Genomic DNA, 20,292 nt, shown 5'->3' with positions numbered 1-20,292 from the left:
GCGTTGCTTATTTATTTCTAAAAAAACTTCCTATATAATTCCTGCCTGATGCTTCCGCTTAACTGGGCATATATCCGGGTGGTTTCACTTTTTTCATGACCTAATAGGCTTTGAATAACATCTAGAGACAAGACCTATTAGAAAGTAAACAATACCGTTACCCACAATTATTAAACCTATAAATGCAGCTCATTCGCCGGTACTGCCCATACGGTGGTCAACCTTCACAAAAATAGCACCAATTTAAAAAGCAAGGATTGGACCAAGGACTGAAATAATAAGACCTGAACCAATAGAATGAAGCTTTTTAGTATTATTTAGATATATAGCCATTCCGTTGAAAAACAAAAGCAAGACCAAGATAATTAACCAAACAACACCATCCCCACTCATTTATGACCCTCCTAATATTCAGATATTCCTTTTACTAAATCTCCCCAGGCTACCGTATTGATATAAGCATTAGAAATGGTCAATAATAACTTCAGTTAAGCATCTGGAATAATGGTAAAAGCAATTGTTCGAACCGGAGAATCTATTTTCTTGCTCGTAGTATTGTAGTATTTAGTCAATAAATCGTTTAATTCGTTTTGAAATTGTATAAAGTGTTCCTCATCAATCTTTAATTCTACTACGGAAAAAGCAGCAAGGTCCTCTTCGCAGTTTTGTTCATCTAATTTCTTAAGATAATCTTGATATTGAGTCATAAGCAATAATTGATAATAGGAAAAATAGGTCAATTTTTCATCGTTAGAAGCTTTTTTCCATTCCTCTACGTCAATTCTTGCCTCTTCTTCATTTAAAGCATAATATTTTTCGGAAACAGATTTCACCTTTTTTTCATTAATAACGTGGATCACACCAGAATCCACCATGGTTTGTATATGCCTATATAGACTTGATTGAGGCACATCTTTAATGATTTTAACCATTTCTAATGGTGTTAGCCCATTTTCTTTATTTCTCATTAATGCTTGGCAAATTTTCATTCTTACTGGATGCATGATAACTTCAATTTTGTTACTCACAATTTCACCTCATTCATTGTTTAATTTTAATCTCATTATAAATAATGAGAATAGCTATTGCAACACACCTACATCTAAGTTATCATTATTAATAATGAGAATGAGATTTAAGGGGATGATGGAAATGAAGCTGCACTATGGTCTGGGTGACCTAAAAGATATTGATTTTATGGCTTTTCTACCTATAATAATGCCCGTTATTGTAGTAAGTACGATATTAATTTTATTTGCATTAATTGATTTATACAGACATAGAACGACAAGAAAGAATGTGCTTCCGTGGGCTCTGATTATTCTATTTGCCAATACACTTGGACCGATTCTGTACTTTACCATAGGGAGAAAGGATAGTGAGAGAATATGAAATTAGAAATCAAAAATGTTACGAAAAAATTTAAAGGAAAAATAGCTGTCAATAATTTTTCGATGGACCTGAATTCAGGAGAATGCGTCGGATTAATCGGTCCGAATGGAGCTGGGAAGTCCACATTAATAAAAGTGATTTCAGATATCATCCATTCAGACTCTGGTGAAGTTTTGTTGAATGGGAAAAAAATATCGAAAATGAAAAGGGAAATTGGTTACCTGCCACAGTACCCTAACTTTTTTCATTGGATGACAGCGAAAGAAACTCTTACGTTTATGGGGCAACTTTCTGGAATGGTAAAAGAAGAATTAACAAACTGGATACCTGTAATTTTGGCAAAAGTTGGACTAGAAGGTGAAGAAGACTCAAAAGTCGGCACATTTTCTGGTGGAATGAAACAGAGACTTGGTATTGCACAAGCACTATTACATAAGCCTTCACTTATTGTCATGGATGAGCCAGTATCTGCATTAGATCCAATTGGCCGAAGAGAAGTGTTAAACCTGATCGAAGAAATAAAAAAAGAAACAACGATTTTATTGTCAACCCATATATTGGGAGATGCTGAAGAAATATGCGAACGATTTGTAATTATAAAAAATGGAACAAAAATAGAAGATACAACAATCACTGAACTGTTAAACCGAAACAAAGGAAATAAGTTAAACTTGGAACTCACATCGAAGGATCAAAAATGGATTGAAGTAATAAAAAAATTACATTATGTGAAGGAAGTCGAGGTCATAGGAAATAAAGTCCAAATAAAAGTTGAAAACATCCAAAAAAACAAAAATATGCTACTGATAAATGCACTCTCTTACGACGTGGACATCGTAAAATTTGAAATCAATAATGAAACTTTAGAAGAAATCTTCTTAAAATTGGTAGTGTAGAAATGAATAATTTTACTGTATTAACAAAAAAAGAATTTGTTCAAATGGTACGTGATTTTAAATTTATTTGGCTACCGATTGTCTTTCTCTTTTTAGGGATAACTCAGCCAATAGTAACTTTTTACTTGCCATCAATTTTGGAATCGTTAGGAGGAGGAACTGGCATTACAATTGATCCGAATGTGGCAGCTCAAAAAGGAGGAGAAGTACTAGCCACCACGTTAGGGTCCCAATTTGATCAGCTTGGAATTATGATTATTGTTATCTCAATGATGGGGATTATTCAAATAGATAAATCAAATGGTATGTTGGCCTTTATCTTAACACGACCTGTTACTGTTATTTCATATATCGGCGGAAAAATTGTATCAAATTATTTGATAGTAGCTTTTAGTGTAACGATTGGATACCTTTCTTCTTATCTATACGTAAATTATCTTTTCGAAGATGTTCCATTTTTAGACATGATTGCTGCACTATTATTTTATCTTGTATGGGTTCTTTATATCGTATCTTTTACAACGATGATTAGTACTATTTTTCACAGTCAAGGTATTATCGCACTAATTTCAATTGTTTACCTTTTGGGTTGCAGAATTATTGTCGGTTTGAATCCAGCAATTGATTATGTAAATCCAGCCAGTATGAGTAAACATGCAATGGAATCACTTATCACAGGTTCGGTAAATTTAATCGAAATAATCAATGTACTACTAACAATTGCTTGTATTTTACTGACTATCTTGGTAGCGAATTATTGGATTGCCAATAAAAAATTTAATCATGAATAAAAACTTAGAGTTGATAAATAGCTCTATTTTTTTTGCCATTTTATTTACGTTTGAATCAGGAAGATATAACCAAATAGTTGTGGAACAAATTCTTATTCAACAAACGGTCAGGATTGTTGAATAAGGAATTCAACCTATGTTTGTAGAAATAGTAATATTTAACAATGTTTAGTATTACTCTTATAGTATTTTAACAGTTGAATTATTTTCCAAATGGGGAGGGGCATTTTTGCAAACTTTTTTTAGATATAACTGGATGGTAAGAGAAGACTGGTATCGTTGGTGTGAAGAGTTAAGTGAAGAAGAACTTCTGCAGAACCGAACGGGTGGAATGGGAAGTATATTGCACACACTTTTCCATATTGTTGATGTCGAATGGAGCTGGATACGTCTCTTACAAGGTAAAACTGACTTTCAAGAGAGTTTCGATAGTTATAAAAGCTTGAACAAAGTTCGAAAATTGGACGCTGAATTTCATTTAGAAGTGAAAAACTTTGTGTACAACTGGGATGCTAGTATGGAAAATCAATTATTCTACGATACCTTGCCAGATGGAAGAATTGTGACGGATACTTGGGGTGAAATAATGCGACATGCCATTGCTCACGAAATTCACCATATTGGGCAATTATCAATCTGGGCAAGGGAATTAGGAAAAAAGCCTGTTTCTGCAAACCTTATAGGTCGGGGTCTTTCCTCTCATTCGAATAAATAATTCAAATAGATAGTAATTTAGTCGGTTTCTATATATTTTACAGGCGGTGTAACATTTATGAACAACAGTCTCGTTGTGAAAGAATACTCTAAAGATGATCAAGCTCAAGTTGTGGATTTAATTCTTCATATTCAGCAACAAGAATACAATATTCAGATAACCACGGATGACCCAGCCTGATTTATTTACCATAGAGGATTTTTATCAGACTGGTAACGGAAACTTTTGGGTGGCTCTTTATGACGATAAAATAGTTGGTACAATCAGTCTTTTAGACATTGGGAATCATCAAGTTGCATTAAGAAAGATGTTTGTAGATAAAGAATTTCGAGGAGGAAAATTTAAAACTTCCAGTCTTTTATTAAATACTGCCATTAAATGGGCGAGAGAAAAGTCCATTAAAGATGTATATCTCGGAACCACACCACAATTTTTAGCTGCTCATAGATTTTATGAAAAAAATGGATTTACAAGTATAGGTCTTAAAGATTTACCTGAGAGCTTTCCAGTGTTGCAGGTCGATAAAAAGTTTTACAAGTATTTGGTGGATTAGAACCAAACGAAATTTCGTTCCTCAGGCTTCGGGGGCAAGAGTTAAAGATTTAGCTGCCATTTTCGGCGGCTTTTTTCTATTTATCTAAAATGATGCGCGGGGGAAGGTGCGATCCTTCACCTTGATGAAATCTCCAAGTGGGGATTTTTTTTTTTGTAGGAAATTCAGCTATTCGCTACATAGGGCGGGGTTCGTAATAGGTAATGTATTTGTCCTCAAAAAATCCTAGTGAAAGCGCCCTTACCATTCTTCACTTCTTAACATAAATTGTATGGAATAGTCTAAAGGAGGTAATAAAATGTTTGGTTATGGTGGATACGGTGGATTTGGTGGTTGTTGTGGCGGCTATGGCTACGGCGGCGGCTTCGGCTACGGCGGCTGTTTTGCTTTAATCGTTGTATTGTTTATCTTATTAATCATTGTTGGAGCAGTAATCTGCTTCTAAGAAAAAAATGACTCTTAACTCAAAAAAAAAGCCCTTTAAGGGCTTTTTTGAGTTGAACGATACCTCATTAAGGTGTATGGATTGGTTATGGGGTTTCGGCTACACTCTAGATTATGCATCCATTCATGTGAATAACACTGGGATAAGCCTTTTCTTAGAGAATTTTTTTATTTTAGCTAAACACTTGTCTATACCTTTTAAGGTCTTGTACATATGTTATTACTACACCAAGCCAAATCTAAATCATTTCTTACCTCCAAAGAAACGTTTGCTTTCAAGCAAACGTTTCTTGCATTTTTAGACAAGTCGCTGATTTTGTTCTATTGTTCTAAAGGGGGTTTTTTGCCATAAGAATATGATTGGTACCCGGTCATCCTTGTTACCGTTTAAAACTTTCACTAAATGCTGACCAGATCTCATTTTTAGCAGCGAGAAGCTGATTCGGCAAAACCATGTCAAAACTAAAAGGAATACTGATAAAATTTAGCGCAAAAAAATAGCCGACTAAAACGGTCTGTCCAAACAGGATGATTCCCAGAACAACGGCCGGAATTAATTTTGTTTGAACCAGTGCCGCCTTCCTTTTCGGATTGCTCCTCTTCATAAACGATTGTTTACACACCTGAATGGCCCCAATCATAGATTGTACAAATAGAACCGATGCTATGAATATACTAATATGCACAAAAACCATTTCGAAGTTAACATGTATAGGTAAACCATTTTCGTAGCGAAAATATATGGGTAAAGTCAGTAGAACAGCAGTTGAAAGGCCCCATATCACCCCAAATGCATTCCGTATCCATAACATTAAGGCAAGAACACTAAGCCCTAAATAAAGATAAATCACCAAATGATAGTGGCCTTTCGATACTAAATAAAACAAGCCTATTGCTGCCACCGAAGCACCCGTATAGCCTGCATACGAAATAAGTGCTTTTTTAAACTGTGAAGTATCACTCCCAGTTGTCTGTCCTGAACCATCTCGATACAGATGGATTTTACCACCTTCCAGGCAAACACTGATCACGAGATTGACCAAGTTATGAAAATGGGCGAAATAAACCCTTATAAAAGGAAGCCAGCTCCCCATCAACGCTACACCGAGGTAAAGAAGAATCAGCGTGGTCGTACTCAATGTCACTCCTCCTCTCTGAGCCAGATAGGAAGAGAAGCACCCATCCTAGATGGTGGTGCTCCTCTCCCCCTGAATTATAATGCGGCCACTTTTTCTTTTTCATTCTTTAACTTTTCAAGTTCCTTACTGAGCTCTTCCTCGCTCACATAGCTATTGTATGCCGCATCAAACTGAGCTAACGGAGTCGCAAACTGATTTCCTGCCTGTACCTCCGCTTCCATCATTAAGATTCTCTCTTCGGCACGGGCCACTCCTCTTGCAATATCATCCGTATTGAATGAAACCGTTACTTTTTGAATTTGTTTCATCGACTGAGCGACATTCGCACGTGATGCTAACAAGATTTTCTTTTGTTGCATTTGATTATATGTTTCCTTCAGCTGGTCCAATTTTTCGATGAGGACTTGGGTTTGTCCTTTAATCGACGCTAATTGGTCCACATAAAGTTGTAACTCGTTTTCTTTGTTGAGCTTTTCTTGCACGGCAAGTTTTGCCATTGCCTCGTCACCTTGCTCAATCGCCAGTTTCGCCTGACGAGTACGCTTGTCCACCAACGATTTGATTTCAGAAATAAGTCCTTCTTGTTTTTTCTCTACAAAAATTTGCCTTGCTAAAGCTTTCTGACCTTTGGCAATTTCCTGTTCCATTTCCCTAGAATATTCATTTAACATCGCAATCGGATCTTCAATACCGTCTAAAAGCCCGTTAATCTCCGCCATTGTAATCGTCTTTAATCTTTTAAAAATGCCCATGTTATTCATTCTCCTTTTTTGTTACTAGATTTTTTTCCCATTGATCTAAAATGTTTGTATGTTGATTGGTTACTGGTATAGGCGAACCTACAACAGAAGTGTTAATAAACTGTTGCATCGAAGAAGCTTTTGACTTCTTTCTAAACCATCTTACTAATAGGACTAGAACAGCTAGTCCTATAATAAGGAAGAGCCAAGGGAATCCGCCGTCATGGTGAGCGCCATTCATCATTTGGCGGCCCCCGCCAAATCCGCCGCGGTGACCCATTCCACCCGGGCCATGTTCTTCTGGGCCTCTCGCATAAGCGCCCCCCCTCCTAGAAGAAAGTGGAGTACGTTGATGATCAATACGGTAGAAGCAACGATGACTCCCCAGAAAATACCCTTCTTTACTTTTGTGTTCATCTTGTTTATCTCCTTTCGTTATCTGATGTATTGAATATTAATAGGGAATGGTGAAAACTTGGTGAAAAGAGAATCTAGTAATACAATTTTTTGATGCCATGATCTCCTGGCTGAAAGAAGATTCGGTGGCTACTACTAGATTCCAGTTTGAGGTCATTTCCAATTAATATCCAACAAATGTCGTAAGTTTCGAGAAATACGTAGTAATTGTCCTGAATTATGTAGTAAGTCGCGTAAGATATGTAATAAGTGACCAAAATTATGTAATAAGGATTTACAATTCGTATAAATCGCCACTATTTTCCTGTAATGAATGCATCCGAAGCTCTAAATCTTTGAATATGTACGAATTTCTACCTAATTTATACGAGAGTGGGTGTCTTTTTCACAAAAAAATGGGTATAAAGTGGAATCGGGGGTCCTTTGCATTATTTTGGGGAGGGTGCATTTAACCGTTTATCTATTTAATGGGCGAATTTTCAGGTTAAATGAGCGAATCTGGGGTCAAAATGAGCGAATTTTGGGCTTTTATGGGCGAATCTAGTGTTTCAATGGGCGAATTGAAGAAGCAACACTTTTTCAAAGCAACGCACAGACAGCGGAATTGATTAAGATAGTAGCTTGACTTCATACTCACCCATACGTAACGCACACAATGGTTAAGCTGAACAATTGAAAATGAATGTTAGTATTTCTCTAGGATTCCAAGAAAGCATCCAGGAATATCACCTCCTCTCGAAGTCATAACAACAGGCGATTTAAAAGAATCAAAAGATGTGCTAAGTAATCTTGAGATTTTAACCACTTTCTATCTCCTAAAAAGTCATAATAAGGTGTAAAATCACACCTTATTAGAGAATTAATCTGATCTATCAGCGGATTTAGTAAGTTTATCAGCGAATATCGTGAGTTTATCAGCGAATCTGCAATTTTATCAGCGAATCAAAAAAAGCAATAATCTTTTAGCAAAAAAGACATTCTAGTTTGAATGTCTTTTTTGGGCATTAACAAATCCTATTTTTGACGTCCATAATTTATCAATAGTTGAAAAGTTTTGCCTGCTCGGTAGAGGACGGAGTACAAATGATTCCTGCGAAAGGAAACCTTACCGTTTACCATTAGGCGGTGGCTATTACCACAAAAAAAAACGGAATTAATTCTGGTAAAAATGGAACAAAATAAAACGAATACTATCAGTTATATAAATGTGGAAAGCATCAAGGATTGTCAAACTGGGGGTACATCATCATGTCAAACATCGGGAAAATCGTTACAACAACTTTGTTAGTGATTTTGATATCGAGTGGAATCCTATCAAAGGAGGTCAGTACGGCGGAGATAAAAGCACCACAAATTGTGGGTGAGTTTGGAGTCACGATTGATGCCGTTACAGGCGAGATTCTTTACAACAAAAAAGCCCATGCAAAAGCATATCCTGCGAGTATGACGAAAGTGTTAACGGCTACTATATTAGATGAACGAATCGAAGATGGCGAAATGTTAACAGTTAGCCCCAATGCGGCCAATCAAGAATGTATCTGTTTGGGGCTTACAACAGGAGAAATGATTTCTAAACAAGACGCGATGAAAGCTTTAATTATGTTAAGTGCGAATGATGTGGCTGTTACGATTGCGGAAAACGTGGCAGGTAGCGAAGAAGGATTCGCCGAACTGATGAATCAGAAGGTCAAACAATGGAGCTTGAAGAACACCCATTTCGTTACACCCAATGGTCTTCATGATCCAAACCATTTCACAACTCCTTACGATATGGCCCTTATTACAAAAGAAGCTATTAAACATCCCTCCATTTTAGAGGTTATGTCTACCCAAACGACTACTATTAAAACAAGTAGACAGGAAAAAAACATTAGAAATTTGATTAATATTCAGAGCCAGCCGAACGTCATTGCTGGTAAACCTGGGTTTACAAATGCTGCTCAACATACACTAGTAGAATATTTAAAAAAAGGAAACAAAGAAGTCATCTCCGTTGTCATGAAGACCAATAAAAGGTCAAAATACAGCGATATTCAAACCATGGCAAGCTACTCATTTGCTAATATGAATACAGCAAAACCAGTTTCCGAAGGCGATATAATGGAGTGTCCTGCTTGTGGCAGATAACTCCCACACACCACAGCTGCGCATGGTTAATAATTAAAGATTTTGCAAACAAAAGAACCGGTCCCTATTGTGTGCCACTGGTGCGTCCAAACCACCCTTTGGCTACGGGTTTTCCTGTTTTCTAGAACAAAAAAAGAACCCTAGGTCTCAAGGTTCAATGATAGTTATTGCTGCTTAGCTTTCCACATCTGATGCATTTACTAGTGTAATAACTATACTTATGTCGCCTGCGAAAGAAACACAGGATGTATTTAAAATTCAAATTGAACAACTCCCTTTTGAACGATTAAATCCGGCAGTCCAGCCATCATAGCTTTACACTAGATCTGTGACTTTGCGTCCCTACTTTTCAATAGGTTTGCCTTTATCAGATATTGAATAAAATCCCAACTAAATAGTAGCATTATTTAAATAATTGTAAAAGCTTTACATTTCGACGTAAAACGACAAGTTCAAGGGGTCAGTCCCCCGCTGCAGTAAAGCAACGGGGGACTGACCCCAACCATCTTCGATATATACTCTATCCTGCTGGGGACTTTTTTTCAGTCTAAACTTGCACCGTCTAGTTAATGAACATGCCTGGCACACTAAAAAAGGACAAATCTGGTTTGTCCTTTATACTATATTAAATTTGAGGTGTCGGGCACCCAAATTATGAAATAGAGATGATACACCCTTTCGACTAAATACCATATAGCGTATACTATTCAAACGTTTGTTTAAAACTGCCACAAGTACTGATATGAATGGATTTCTCCTGTAAAGTTAGCACGAAGAATGTCGAAAGGCATTTAATAATTCCGCAGGAAATAACCCACCTTTCTACAAACTATGGTGGGTTTCTCGCAAACTTCTATTATTCTACTAAAACCACATTTTTTCGAAACTATCCAAACGTTTGATTAAAAGCAGTCTCAACATGCACCAATCCTGAATTGATCCCTTCAGATACCTGAAAATAAGGTCGACGGTTGTCTCCAATAATGCCTCTTCTAAAAAGAGTTCAACAGGGACGGTTCTAATGGTTTTTAATTAGGTTATTGCTGCCATAAGAACCGTCCACATGGTCCCTTCAAAAATTTATTCGTTATCCCCTGCTAATAATTGATTAACTGTAATAGAAAGCATATCTCTTAAAGCTCCGAAAGCATTGTCAACATCTAATCGTTCCGTCCATTTATGAGCATCCTTTCCAACAGGACCTAGGTTGAGTACAGGAATGTTTAGACTCTCTAATACATCTAAAGGAACACTATATCCCTTACCCCAAAGAGGCATGTTAGCGGTGAGGTCCCCAAGGCTTGAAGCAGGTTTATCTAAACTTACATAACTTAAGTCCGATAAACCAGCAAAATAATTTTGTTTTTTAAGCTCGATATGATACGTGTTTTTGGCATACCCAATGATATGATCCACTACACGTCTAATACGCGGGTGGTTTCGAGAGTTTACCGCCGGGTAATAAGGCGGAGCAAAGAATAGGACAATCATTGGTGATAACTCTTTACAAAGGATAGACAGTTCATCCACCAGGTGAATGGTCAGGTCGCGGTCGTCCTTCGATCCTCTACTTCTTATGACATTCGTTTGAATAATATCGACTTTTTCTTTTCCATAGGTTTCGATTGCATAACGTAATAATTCATCAAACTGATAAACCTTTACAGAAACTTCATGTGGTGTAGAATTTCCTAGTGTCGAAAAATGAGTTGCTCTTTTTTCGTACCCGTGTTCAATTTTCCGAGCGACTTTTTCGGCACTTTCCCTTAGGCGTTCAACGACTTCATTCATTGATCGTTCCATAATAAACATGTTAAACATGGTAACCGCGCGATGAGGGATTTGCACATTGTATTCTTTTTTTAAGTCTTTTTGGATCAGATTTGTTGGAGGAGGAGTGACCTCACCTTCAACAACTTCACAATATTCTGTGTTCAACTCTAACTCATTTGTTAGTAATGAGGCCATATAATTCCCATTTAGTCCTGAGAAAGGCTCACCCACATGTGTTTCCTTACCGTAGCAGAGAAACCCAGGTAAAATCTTACCAATTGAACCGGAATAGATATATTGATTCTCATCTCCTGGATAGCGTGCAAACATTGGCTCTGAGTTTAAACACGCTTTGTATTCAAGATTATGCTGCTTCGCCATTTCCAATAGAACCGGTGCCGCATTACGCATCCCAACAGAATTCACTTCTTCATCACAAACCGTTAAAAGCAATAAATTACCATCAAATGATCCGGAACATGCCTCTTCGATGAGGGACATATGCAGGGCTAAACCGCACTTCATATCCATCGTTCCCCTGCCGAACAACCAATTTCCATTTTCTAAGTCCTTTTGAACCTCTTTAGACATATGATTCTTATTTTCATAAAATAACTCTGTTAATTTTTTCGGATTAAAAGCATATTCCTGCCAATGACCATAATCCTCTACACCCACTACATCAAAATGACTGACAAGAATCACGGTTCTTTTTTCATTCGTCCCTTTTTTTACGAGAGCCGTAACAAATTTACGATCATCCTCTGTTGTATGAAGAGTTAAATGCTCTTTATTCGTTTGAAAGTAAGGAAGTTCACGAAGCTTTTTTTCAACATATTCCGCCACTTTGATTTCGCCGATACTATGTGTCACACTTGGAATCTCAACAAGTTCACAGAGTGAGTCCAATAATTGATTTTTTGTTTGCCATTTACTTTCCTTTACCATCATTTGCTTACGTCATCCCCTTTTAATAAAATATCGCTCTCGTACTTGTATTTGTATACAATACTATTTAAAAAAATATTTATTAGTAAATATGAGTTAAAGAAGCTCCAGTAACATGTCATCCTACTAGAGCGCTTAACCCCATACATTTTTTTATTTTAAAAGTGTAAGACCAAATCGATTGGATACATTTTTCACATGAATGCCCATACATTCAGCTGCTTCTTCTGGGTTTTTCCTTTCAAGAGCATCAATTATTTGAAGATGTTCTTGAAGAGCTTCTGACGCACTGGCTTGTAGCGTATTTGTTAGAATGAGATACCTTTGCATCTGGGTGCGAAGAGAATTAATAAATTCTATTAATTTATGGTTATTGGTGAACTCCGCGAGATAGATATGAAATTGGGTGTCCAAATTAATAAATTGACTAAAATCTTTTTCCACGATACTTTCACGCTGTTGATGACAAATATCTTTTAAAAATGCTAATTGCTCTTCATCAATGTTTAAGCAGGCAAGTTTTGCGGCTAGAGGTTCCAACGTTTCTCTTAAAACCTGGTACTCCCGCGCTTCCTCCACAGAGATCATTCGAACTCTTGTTTGTTTGGATGATTCCATTTCAACCAGACCTTCATAGACGAGCTTTTTTAGGGCGGTTCGGATCGGAGTTCGGCTTATCCCGAGGTTTTCGGCTAATTGCTCTTCTGTTAAATATTCCAAAGGTTTTATTTCATTATTGATAATGGCATTTTTTATAACATCATACGCTTGATCAGATAACGAACCAGCAGATTTCAATTTTCGCATAATAATCTTCCTTTACCTTTAGTCCAATTTAGAAATTACTTAAAAGTATAATCAAACTATATTGTACTAGAAGGACAATATAGTTTGATTATAACATGATGTTAAGATTGTAAATATCTGCAAAAGAAATTCCTATTAAATTTATTGAACAAAGTGAGTGAAACTGTACAAAGATCCTTTTCTTGTTCGAAACACCATCTTATTGACATTTCCCCACTGCCTTTTTGTTCATAATAGAATTCATAAAAAGTTCCATTCTATCTAAAGCTGTTTTGAGCATTTCCATTGAAGCAGCATATGAAATCCTTATGAAACCTTCTCCATAATCAGAAAAGCCGTTACCAGGCACCACCGCAACTTTCGCTTCTTGTAATAGGTTCATCGCAAAATCGAATGAATTCATGTTTGTACTTTTTATAGAAGGGAAAACATAAAAGGCACCTTCTGGTTTAACAACATCTAATCCCATGTTCGTTAATCGTTGGCAAACATAATCTCTTCTTTTCCGATATTCGACAACCATGTGATGCGCATCATTGATTCCATGGGTAAGAGCTTCAACGGCTGCATGCTGGCTTATCGTGCTAGCACAGACTGAATTATAAAGATGCACCTTCAACATCTCTTCAGATAAATAGGCCGGAGCAAACGTAAAACCAATCCTCCACCCTGTCATAGAATGAGACTTAGTTAGACCATTAATAACGATCGTTTTTTCCTTCATTCCTGGAACAGAGGCAATGGAATAATGTTTTTTATCAAACGTCAGTTCACTGTATATTTCATCCGAAACGACGAAAATATTCTTATCCCTCAGAAGTCTTGCTATTCCAATAATCTCTTCTTGATCTAACACGCTTCCTAACGGATTTGATGGAGAGCAAAGAACCAGACAGCGAGTTCGTTTGGTTATTTTGCTTTCAATCAGTTCGGCATTGACCTTGAATTGATTTTGAGTCACATCAATATATACGGGAACTGCCCCACACAATCTGATAAGCGGTTCGTACCCTGGATAAATAGGAGCTGGGAGAAGGACTTCATCTCCCTCACGCAAAATCGTGCGAAATGCTGTATCAATCGCTTCTGTTGCTCCGTTGGTTACAATGATCTCCTTTTCGGCATCATAGGATAGACCGTATTTAAGCTGCACAAAGTCACTAGCTGCTTGTCTGAGGCTCAGCATCCCCGCATTATGCGTATAGGCCGTTTGATTCTGTCTTATTGCTGTAATACCAGCTTCTTTTATATGCTCAGGAGTACGAAAATCAGGTTGACCAAGGGTAAGATTAATAGCATCAGGATAATCAGCAACCATATTGGAAAATTTTCTGATACTGGGAACCTGAATCGTCGTAACTCTTTTATTGTTCAAATTTTCCATGTGATCTCACCTTTTTTAGTTTTACACTCATTTCAACATTTCCTATTTATTTTCCACTGCAACTAAAGGACGATCAGGCTTAATAAAGAACCAGATCAAAGCAGCAATAATGACAGGGATAATGTTGATTAATAGAGTGGTGTTCCAACCCATTTCTTGTGCAAACCATCCGCAGATAATGGGAGATGTGATCCCTCCAATGGCACCCCATGTATTCATCCAGCCGCTGACGGAACCTGAGAATTCTTGACCTAAATCGTTCGCAATCGCCCAAGAAGCAACAATAGGAAGCCCTAGTGCACCAAGAGTGATGGTCAACCAAACAACGTTTGACCAATGACTAACAGAGTAAGCAGAGAGATACAAGCCTACCATGAAAACGACAAAACCGAATATTGCCATACCGCCACGAGCGATCATCCGCGAGTTTGTTTTTTGTAGGATTCTATCTGAAACAGCACCTCCGATTAGAACAGAGAGACAGATAGCCAACCAAGGGAAACTTGCAGCAAATCCCATTTCTTTTAGAGAAAAGTTCCTTGCCTCCATCAAATATGTAGGCAGCCATGTTAAAAAGAATGTGTTCATGTAGATCACAACTAGATATTGAATCCCTACCAGCCAAAATCGGTAGTTTCTCAAATACTGCTTCCAAGGGGCTGATTTTTTTTGAAGACCGGAAAAACTGCGGTTTTCAATAATGAGCCTTTTTTCTGTTTCAGAAATCCAAGGATGCTGTTCTGGTTTATCCCGTCCGAAGAAATACCAAGCCACTGCAACCACGACACCCAAAAGGCCAAAAACATAAAATACCCCATGCCAACCAAACGCTGCCAAAATGGCTACTGAAATCCCAGGTGCAATAACCGGACCCAAGAAGGAACCAGCTAACAAAGCACTAGACGCACGTCCTTTTTCATGCTTTTGAAACCAGTGCGAGTTGAATACAGCGTTCCCCGGATACATCGGGCCCTCACCAGCTCCAAATAAAAACCGTACGATACACATGACAACATAATTGGCACTAGCAGCTGTTAAAGCAGTAAAGATGGACCACCATGCAACGGCGATGGTCACGATCTTCCTTGCGCCAAACTTTTCTGCCAGCATACCGCCAGGAATTTGCGCAAAACAATACCCTAAGTAAAAAAGTGAAGAGAGTAGTCCAAATTGAACTTTATTCAATCCTAAATCTTCCATCATTGGTACAGCTACGATCGAAATATTTGATCGGTCCATGTAAGCGATGAAACCAATGATAAAAAATAGAAAGGCAAGTCCCCATCGTAACCCGATTTTCTTTTCTTTTACCTGTACCATTTCTATTTGTTTTTCAGCTTCCAATCTTCCCATCGAACCCTCTCCTTTTTTAAAGGCTCTGTTAAACTTGCCTGTTGATTTCCGCTCCAGGCGCTTCGCTTTCCGCGGGCGGTCCGGGGAGCCTCCTCGTCGCTGCGCTCCTGCGGGGTCTCCCCTGCCCCGTCCTCCCGCAGGAGTCTTCGCGCCTTCCACTCCAATCAACAGGGTGCCAAAATCAACAATAAGGTTTAACATAGCCTTTTTAAAATAAATGTAGAAAAGCAGAAAAAATGGTAATCATTTAATAGATTCATATCATTAGTCAATCTTGTTCTTTTCTACCAGCTGATCCCATAATGGGTCGAAACGGCGTAGATAATTCTCTGCACCTAACTGTTCTAAATCTTGGCGGCGTTTTTCATCGGCTTCCTGTTCCTTTTTACCAATTTCGAGATAGGTTACTGCATCCTCTTTTGGGACCACTAACAAGCCATCGTTGCTTCCGACAATAATATCACCGGGATTAATAACACAACCGGAAATGGATACGGGCACATTTACATCGCCATCAAGACTGTAAACTTTGGTTGTTAAAGGGGAAACAGCGTAAGAAAAAACCTTAAATTGGAGATCAATAATCACCTTGGTATCGGTAACCGGTCCGTTAATGATACAAGCAATAGCACCCTTTTCCATCGCAAGTTTAGTTGTGATTTCTCCCCAACAAGCAAAACGTTCTTCTTCGTTCATATCAATAACAACGACATCACCAGGTTTCACAAAATCCAGTGCCTTATTGACTAATAAACCATCATTGGGAGGAATTCTTACGGTGATTGCAGGTCCTGCAAAGGTGTTGTCAATTGGAAATAAGGGTTTGATTTTTCTTGTACTGATTAATTGAAAATTGAGACTGTGTCCATAATCACTTGGCGAAATCGCTTCCAATTCTTTAATCACTTGTGGATCTGGTCTTTGAATTTCAGAAATAATCTTCATTAAGTTATTTCTACCCCTCTCTTCTATTGTATACAAATACAAATACATTATATATGTGGAAAAGATAAATTGTAAATACTATTTAGAAAATTAAACTTTTTACATCCTATTCTTAAATTCGGGATGTCCTAATCTAAGTGGAGCCCCAATCGATCGTAATATACAACCAAGTAGTAAGGCATGAGGAAAGAGGAGAAATGGATAAACCACATAAATGCTGTATGTACTTTTTTAAAAAGGAACCACGGTTTGTGCTGAATCAGAATCTGTGCCATACCCGTTTCCACGACTTGTTGCTAATTACCTGCCGTGAGCTTCATTTTGGGCGTAAAGGAAATCCGTGATTATAGTAGGGAAACAGGGGTGGCAGATAAATTACTAGAAGTGGCTGATATATTCCAAAAGTGGCAGATAAAAATGGAAAGTGGCAGATAAATTACTAAAAGTGGCAGATAAATTACTAAAAGTGGCAGATAAAATTGGAAAGCGGTAGATAAATTCCCCAAAGCGGCAGATAAATTGATCAAACCTTTTAATCAAGTAGCGAATGATCACAAATGGTAACTAAAAAGTACTGCATTGCTGCAAATGAGCTTACTATTCGAACTTTATTTGCGGTAAAAGAGAGTTTATTTGCGATATCACCCGCATTTAACTCCACAGAGACGGTTCTCCTGGCTTTTTTTGAGGTTAAACCGTCCCTATGGTCTACCCTGTTCTAAGTATGTGATACGATTAGTTCAAGTTCACCATTTAATTCAAATTCTCCCAAACCGACTGGGATAATGAAATGTGTTCCTTTTGTCAACGGATACTTCTCACTATTGTGAACTAGCGTTCCATCACCCTTGATCACACTTAGAAGTAAATAGTGATTATTATATTCAAAAGCAGCCTTACCCTCTATTTCCCACTTGTAAACGGAGAAAAACTCAGATTCCACAAATGTTGTAATGGTTACATTTTCCCGCCCCTCAACTTTAGGAGCAACCCCCGCATTTTGATGCGGCACAGTCGTTACATCTATCGCTTTTTCTAAGTGAAGCTCCCTTAAATTCCCGTCAGCGTCCCTACGATCATAATCATACACACGATAGGTTGTATCAGAACTTTGCTGTGTTTCTAATACAAGAGTCCCTTCACATAGAGCATGAATAGTTCCGCTTGGCACGTAGTAAAAGTCACCTGGTTTGATTTTGACTCTGCGAAGCAGCTCGGTCCATTTTCCTTCTTTCATTTTCTCGACCAATTCTTCTTTTGTTTTGGCATTGTGACCGAAGATCATTTCGGCGCCTTCTATACAATCGAGAATATACCAGCATTCTGTTTTGCCAAGTTCGCCATTCTCATGAACCTTCGCATATGTATCCTCAGGATGGACCTGAACAGATAAATCCATATTTGCATCTAATATTTTTGTTAAAAGAGGAAAAACTTCTTCCTTTGGGTTACCAAAAAGTTCTGGTTGTTCTCTCCATATTGCATCCAATGACATACCTGCATAGGGCCCATTTTCAATAATAGAGGGTCCATTTGGATGAGCAGAAATAGCCCAGCATTCTCCTGTTTTATCATTTGGTATTTCATAGCCGAATTCTTCTTGTAAAGCTGTACCTCCCCAAATTCTTTCTTTTAAAACTGGTTTTAAAAACATCGGTTGCATGTATAATACCTCCATCATTTTTATTTTCTACAATCTCGATTCAAGGACGTGCTTACTGCTTTGCCTTTTTTGGGCATAGTGTCATCTATGCCTATGGTATAGTAATGTACGTTTATAAGGAAAAGAGAGCAATGGCTGCTCTCTCTTTCCGGATGGTATCTTTATTAACCTAATTCATTATTCGCAATTGTTCTTTTTGGTTTCTTTCTAGGTTACTGGATTGTCTCAAGCAATTTGAACGCTCCTTCTTTAGAAGTGACCTTTAATAATCGCTCTCTAAAGCTGTCATCCATTAGTTTGCGTGATAGCATTTGTAAGATCTTCAGGTGGGCATCTCCTGCTGCTTTTTCCGGTACGGCAATCATAAAGATTAGTTTTGCATCTGTACCATCTAGACTCTTCCAGTCTACACCGTTACGTTTAATTCCAAAGGCAACAGCTGGCCGTTTAACCGCACTTGATTTTCCATGTGGAATGGCAATATTCATACCCAGACCAGTAGAAGATTCACCTTCACGGTTCAGGATCGCTTGTTTAAATTCTTCCCTCGAACTTAAAACACCAGTAGCATCAAACTTTGTAATCAATTCATCGATAACACCGTCACGAGTTGTTCCGTCTAAATCAACTTCAATTAAGTCCAAATTGGTAATATCGGTCAATTTCTCGATTTCTGCCTTTGTGGCTTCTGCCATTACACCATTTCCTACTATGGGCGCAGCAGCTTGAGTTCCACCATCACCAACAGCAGCAGCCGGCGCTGCCTCAACATCCTTCTTCAATGCCGTAACCATTAACGCTGTTATAACTACCCCAACAATAACTGCAATAAAGAACATAACGACATTGTCTACGGCACCTAACACGGCAACAATCGGACCGCCGTGGGCCACTTTGTTACCAACACCTGAAAGCATGGCAATGACCGAACCAGCCATAGAACCTACAACGATACTTGGAATAACACGCAGCGGATCTTGTGCTGCGAATGGAATCGCACCTTCCGTAATACCGAATAAACCCATTGTGAAGGACGCTTTCCCTGCATCTCTTTCAGTTGGACCAAATTTTCGTTTGTTCAAGAATGTAGCTAGTCCAAGTCCAATTGGAGGAATACAGATCGCTACTGCAATCGGTCCCATAATTTCATAGTTTCCTTCTGCAATCATAGCTGAACCGAATAAGAACGCTACCTTGTTGAATGGTCCACCCATGTCAACTGCAATCATCGCTCCAAGAATCATCGCTAATACAATCGAACTTCCGCCTTGCATACTAGCAAGCCAGTCTGTTAAAGATTCAAATATTTGCGCAACCGGAGCACCGATAACGAAAATGAATAATAAACCTACAATAACAGATGAAAGAATTGGGATAAAAATAATCGGCATAACAGGTTGAACTGCTTTTGGCACCTTCAACTTCTTAATTCCAAGGGCTACATAACCTGCCAAGAAACCGGCAATAATCCCACCGATAAATCCGGCACCTGCTTCACTTCCATAAAAACTACCATTAGCTGCAATATATCCGCCGATCATCCCTGGCACTAGTCCTGGGCGGTCAGCAATACTTACCGCAATAAAACCAGCCAAGATTGGCACCATGAACATGAATGCTGTACCGCCTAGCTTTTCAACTTGTTTCCAAATGGAATCGTCTGGAATGACAATTCCTCCAGGTGTTTGTTGTCCGCCAAGAGTCAAGGCAATCGCAATTAATAATCCCCCAACGACAATAAATGGAACCATGTAAGATACACCATTCATCAAATGCTTATAAATTGGATTCTTTTTACTTTTACTATTCGTTGATCCACCAGCAGATGCTAATTCTGGTTTATAAACAGGAACATCTCCGCTCTGAATCTGCTTAATTAGTTTTTCAGGGTTCTGAATTCCATCTTTAACACCGGTAACAATGACTTTTTTACCAGCAAAACGGTCCTTTGGAACCTCTTTGTCGGCCGCAATTATAATTCCATCTGCTTCCGCAATTTCCTGTTCCGTTAACGCATTTTCTACCCCAATGGACCCTTGTGTTTCAACTTTAACCTCTATGCCTAACGCTTTGCCTGCTTTTTGTAAGTTTTCAGCAGCCATATACGTATGAGCAATACCAACTGGACAAGCTGTTACAGCTAGAATTTTTCCCATAATGGTTTCCTCCTAATGAAAAAATATTAGTAATCGCTTACTTATATAA

General features: G+C 38.2%; 19 protein-coding genes, 2 pseudogenes and 1 riboswitch. Of the genes and pseudogenes, 7 read left to right on the top strand and 14 right to left on the bottom strand.

What is annotated here, in order from left to right:
• Positions 1–17: 17 nt before the first annotated feature.
• The 3 genes and pseudogenes from KW850_RS33460 to KW850_RS20685 form a co-directional block, all read right to left on the bottom strand.
• Positions 18–125 (bottom strand): annotated as a pseudogene (locus tag KW850_RS33460) (integrase); the annotation flags it as partial.
• A 118-nt stretch (positions 126–243) separates the two neighbouring features.
• Positions 244–393 (bottom strand): hypothetical protein, encoded by a 150-nt coding sequence (locus KW850_RS33455; RefSeq protein ID WP_256358357.1) that lies wholly within the window; start codon positions 391–393, stop codon positions 244–246.
• 95 nt (positions 394–488) lie between these two features.
• Positions 489–1,028, bottom strand: a complete 540-nt coding sequence (locus tag KW850_RS20685) for a helix-turn-helix domain-containing protein (protein ID WP_218349648.1) — start codon at positions 1,026–1,028, stop codon at positions 489–491.
• 124 nt (positions 1,029–1,152) lie between these two features.
• On the opposite strand from KW850_RS20685, the gene KW850_RS20680 reads away from it, so the two are divergent.
• From KW850_RS20680 to KW850_RS20655, 6 genes and pseudogenes are all read left to right on the top strand, one after another.
• Entirely contained in the window at positions 1,153–1,392 is a 240-nt protein-coding gene (locus tag KW850_RS20680; protein WP_218349647.1) for a PLD nuclease N-terminal domain-containing protein, read from the top strand.
• Positions 1,389–2,288 carry an ABC transporter ATP-binding protein gene (locus tag KW850_RS20675; RefSeq protein WP_218349646.1) on the top strand — a complete coding sequence of 300 codons (900 nt, stop codon included), beginning with the start codon at positions 1,389–1,391 and terminating at the stop codon, positions 2,286–2,288. The genes KW850_RS20680 and KW850_RS20675 overlap by 4 nt, the downstream gene beginning before the upstream one ends.
• Before the next feature lie 2 nt (positions 2,289–2,290).
• Positions 2,291–3,079, top strand: a complete 789-nt coding sequence (locus tag KW850_RS20670; protein WP_218349645.1) for an ABC transporter permease — start codon at positions 2,291–2,293, stop codon at positions 3,077–3,079.
• Positions 3,080–3,308: 229 nt separating this feature from the next.
• Complete coding sequence (locus KW850_RS20665) at positions 3,309–3,794, top strand: DinB family protein (RefSeq protein WP_218349644.1); 486 nt, start codon at positions 3,309–3,311, stop codon at positions 3,792–3,794.
• 57 nt (positions 3,795–3,851) lie between these two features.
• Positions 3,852–4,347, top strand: a pseudogene (locus KW850_RS20660) (GNAT family N-acetyltransferase).
• A gap of 298 nt (positions 4,348–4,645) precedes the next feature.
• The gene (locus KW850_RS20655) at positions 4,646–4,792 is read left to right on the top strand and encodes a YjcZ family sporulation protein (RefSeq protein ID WP_218349643.1); all 147 of its coding nucleotides are present in this window, start codon (positions 4,646–4,648) and stop codon (positions 4,790–4,792) included.
• Positions 4,793–5,171: 379 nt separating this feature from the next.
• Here the strand turns inward: KW850_RS20655 and KW850_RS20650 are convergent, their stop codons facing one another.
• The 4 genes from KW850_RS20650 to KW850_RS20635 form a co-directional block, all read right to left on the bottom strand.
• Positions 5,172–5,930 (bottom strand): M50 family metallopeptidase, encoded by a 759-nt coding sequence (locus KW850_RS20650; protein WP_218349642.1) that lies wholly within the window; start codon positions 5,928–5,930, stop codon positions 5,172–5,174.
• Between the two features lie 74 nt (positions 5,931–6,004).
• Complete coding sequence (locus tag KW850_RS20645) at positions 6,005–6,682, bottom strand: PspA/IM30 family protein (protein ID WP_218349641.1); 678 nt, start codon at positions 6,680–6,682, stop codon at positions 6,005–6,007.
• A gap of 1 nt (position 6,683) precedes the next feature.
• Entirely contained in the window at positions 6,684–6,914 is a 231-nt protein-coding gene (locus KW850_RS20640) for a hypothetical protein (RefSeq protein ID WP_218349640.1), read from the bottom strand.
• Complete coding sequence (locus KW850_RS20635) at positions 6,911–7,087, bottom strand: hypothetical protein (protein ID WP_218349639.1); 177 nt, start codon at positions 7,085–7,087, stop codon at positions 6,911–6,913. Before KW850_RS20635 ends, KW850_RS20640 begins: the two co-directional genes overlap by 4 nt.
• Positions 7,088–8,335: 1,248 nt before the next feature.
• Here KW850_RS20635 and KW850_RS20630 point away from each other — a divergent pair.
• On the top strand, positions 8,336–9,214 hold the full coding sequence (locus KW850_RS20630) for a D-alanyl-D-alanine carboxypeptidase family protein (RefSeq protein WP_218349638.1): 879 nt from the start codon (positions 8,336–8,338) through the stop codon (positions 9,212–9,214).
• 291 nt (positions 9,215–9,505) lie between these two features.
• Positions 9,506–9,587, bottom strand: a riboswitch (cyclic di-GMP riboswitch).
• 707 nt (positions 9,588–10,294) lie between these two features.
• On the opposite strand, the gene KW850_RS20625 is transcribed toward KW850_RS20630, so the two are convergent.
• From KW850_RS20625 to KW850_RS20595, 7 genes are all read right to left on the bottom strand, one after another.
• Positions 10,295–11,938 carry a M20/M25/M40 family metallo-hydrolase gene (locus KW850_RS20625; protein ID WP_256358356.1) on the bottom strand — a complete coding sequence of 548 codons (1,644 nt, stop codon included), beginning with the start codon at positions 11,936–11,938 and terminating at the stop codon, positions 10,295–10,297.
• Positions 11,939–12,088: 150 nt separating this feature from the next.
• A complete protein-coding gene (locus KW850_RS20620) occupies positions 12,089–12,742 on the bottom strand; it encodes a GntR family transcriptional regulator (protein WP_218349637.1) in 654 nt (217 codons plus the stop codon).
• A gap of 199 nt (positions 12,743–12,941) precedes the next feature.
• Positions 12,942–14,126 (bottom strand): aminotransferase A, encoded by a 1,185-nt coding sequence (locus tag KW850_RS20615; protein WP_218349636.1) that lies wholly within the window; start codon positions 14,124–14,126, stop codon positions 12,942–12,944.
• A gap of 42 nt (positions 14,127–14,168) precedes the next feature.
• Positions 14,169–15,446: an MFS transporter gene (locus KW850_RS20610; protein ID WP_218349658.1), complete on the bottom strand. Its 1,278-nt coding sequence runs from the start codon at positions 15,444–15,446 to the stop codon at positions 14,169–14,171.
• A gap of 297 nt (positions 15,447–15,743) precedes the next feature.
• A complete protein-coding gene (locus KW850_RS20605; RefSeq protein ID WP_218349635.1) occupies positions 15,744–16,424 on the bottom strand; it encodes an RraA family protein in 681 nt (226 codons plus the stop codon).
• A 718-nt stretch (positions 16,425–17,142) separates the two neighbouring features.
• A complete protein-coding gene (gene manA / locus KW850_RS20600; RefSeq protein WP_218349634.1) occupies positions 17,143–18,087 on the bottom strand; it encodes a mannose-6-phosphate isomerase, class I in 945 nt (314 codons plus the stop codon).
• 212 nt (positions 18,088–18,299) lie between these two features.
• Entirely contained in the window at positions 18,300–20,243 is a 1,944-nt protein-coding gene (locus KW850_RS20595; RefSeq protein WP_218349633.1) for a PTS fructose transporter subunit IIABC, read from the bottom strand.
• Positions 20,244–20,292 lie beyond the last annotated feature (49 nt).

The sequence above is a fragment of the Bacillus sp. sid0103 genome (assembly GCF_019219025.1).
This window is presented reverse-complemented; position numbering and strand designations above follow the sequence as displayed.

Bases quoted from the DNA above. Each gene is read 5' to 3' on its own strand.
- KW850_RS20635 (WP_218349639.1), bottom strand. From the start codon at position 7,087: ATGAACACAAAAGTAAAGAAGGGTATTTTCTGGGGAGTCATCGTTGCT.
- KW850_RS20595 (WP_218349633.1), bottom strand. From the start codon at position 20,243: ATGGGAAAAATTCTAGCTGTAACAGCTTGTCCAGTTGGTATTGCTCAT.
- KW850_RS20615 (WP_218349636.1), bottom strand. From the start codon at position 14,126: ATGGAAAATTTGAACAATAAAAGAGTTACGACGATTCAGGTTCCCAGT.
- KW850_RS20645 (WP_218349641.1), bottom strand. From the start codon at position 6,682: ATGGGCATTTTTAAAAGATTAAAGACGATTACAATGGCGGAGATTAAC.
- KW850_RS20620 (WP_218349637.1), bottom strand. From the start codon at position 12,742: ATGCGAAAATTGAAATCTGCTGGTTCGTTATCTGATCAAGCGTATGAT.
- KW850_RS20605 (WP_218349635.1), bottom strand. From the start codon at position 16,424: ATGAAGATTATTTCTGAAATTCAAAGACCAGATCCACAAGTGATTAAA.
- KW850_RS20625 (WP_256358356.1), bottom strand. From the start codon at position 11,938: ATGATGGTAAAGGAAAGTAAATGGCAAACAAAAAATCAATTATTGGAC.
- KW850_RS20655 (WP_218349643.1), top strand. From the start codon at position 4,646: ATGTTTGGTTATGGTGGATACGGTGGATTTGGTGGTTGTTGTGGCGGC.
- KW850_RS20670 (WP_218349645.1), top strand. From the start codon at position 2,291: ATGAATAATTTTACTGTATTAACAAAAAAAGAATTTGTTCAAATGGTA.
- KW850_RS20610 (WP_218349658.1), bottom strand. From the start codon at position 15,446: ATGGTACAGGTAAAAGAAAAGAAAATCGGGTTACGATGGGGACTTGCC.
- manA (WP_218349634.1), bottom strand. From the start codon at position 18,087: ATGCAACCGATGTTTTTAAAACCAGTTTTAAAAGAAAGAATTTGGGGA.
- KW850_RS20640 (WP_218349640.1), bottom strand. From the start codon at position 6,914: ATGATGAATGGCGCTCACCATGACGGCGGATTCCCTTGGCTCTTCCTT.
- KW850_RS20675 (WP_218349646.1), top strand. From the start codon at position 1,389: ATGAAATTAGAAATCAAAAATGTTACGAAAAAATTTAAAGGAAAAATA.
- KW850_RS33455 (WP_256358357.1), bottom strand. From the start codon at position 393: ATGAGTGGGGATGGTGTTGTTTGGTTAATTATCTTGGTCTTGCTTTTG.
- KW850_RS20630 (WP_218349638.1), top strand. From the start codon at position 8,336: ATGTCAAACATCGGGAAAATCGTTACAACAACTTTGTTAGTGATTTTG.
- KW850_RS20680 (WP_218349647.1), top strand. From the start codon at position 1,153: ATGAAGCTGCACTATGGTCTGGGTGACCTAAAAGATATTGATTTTATG.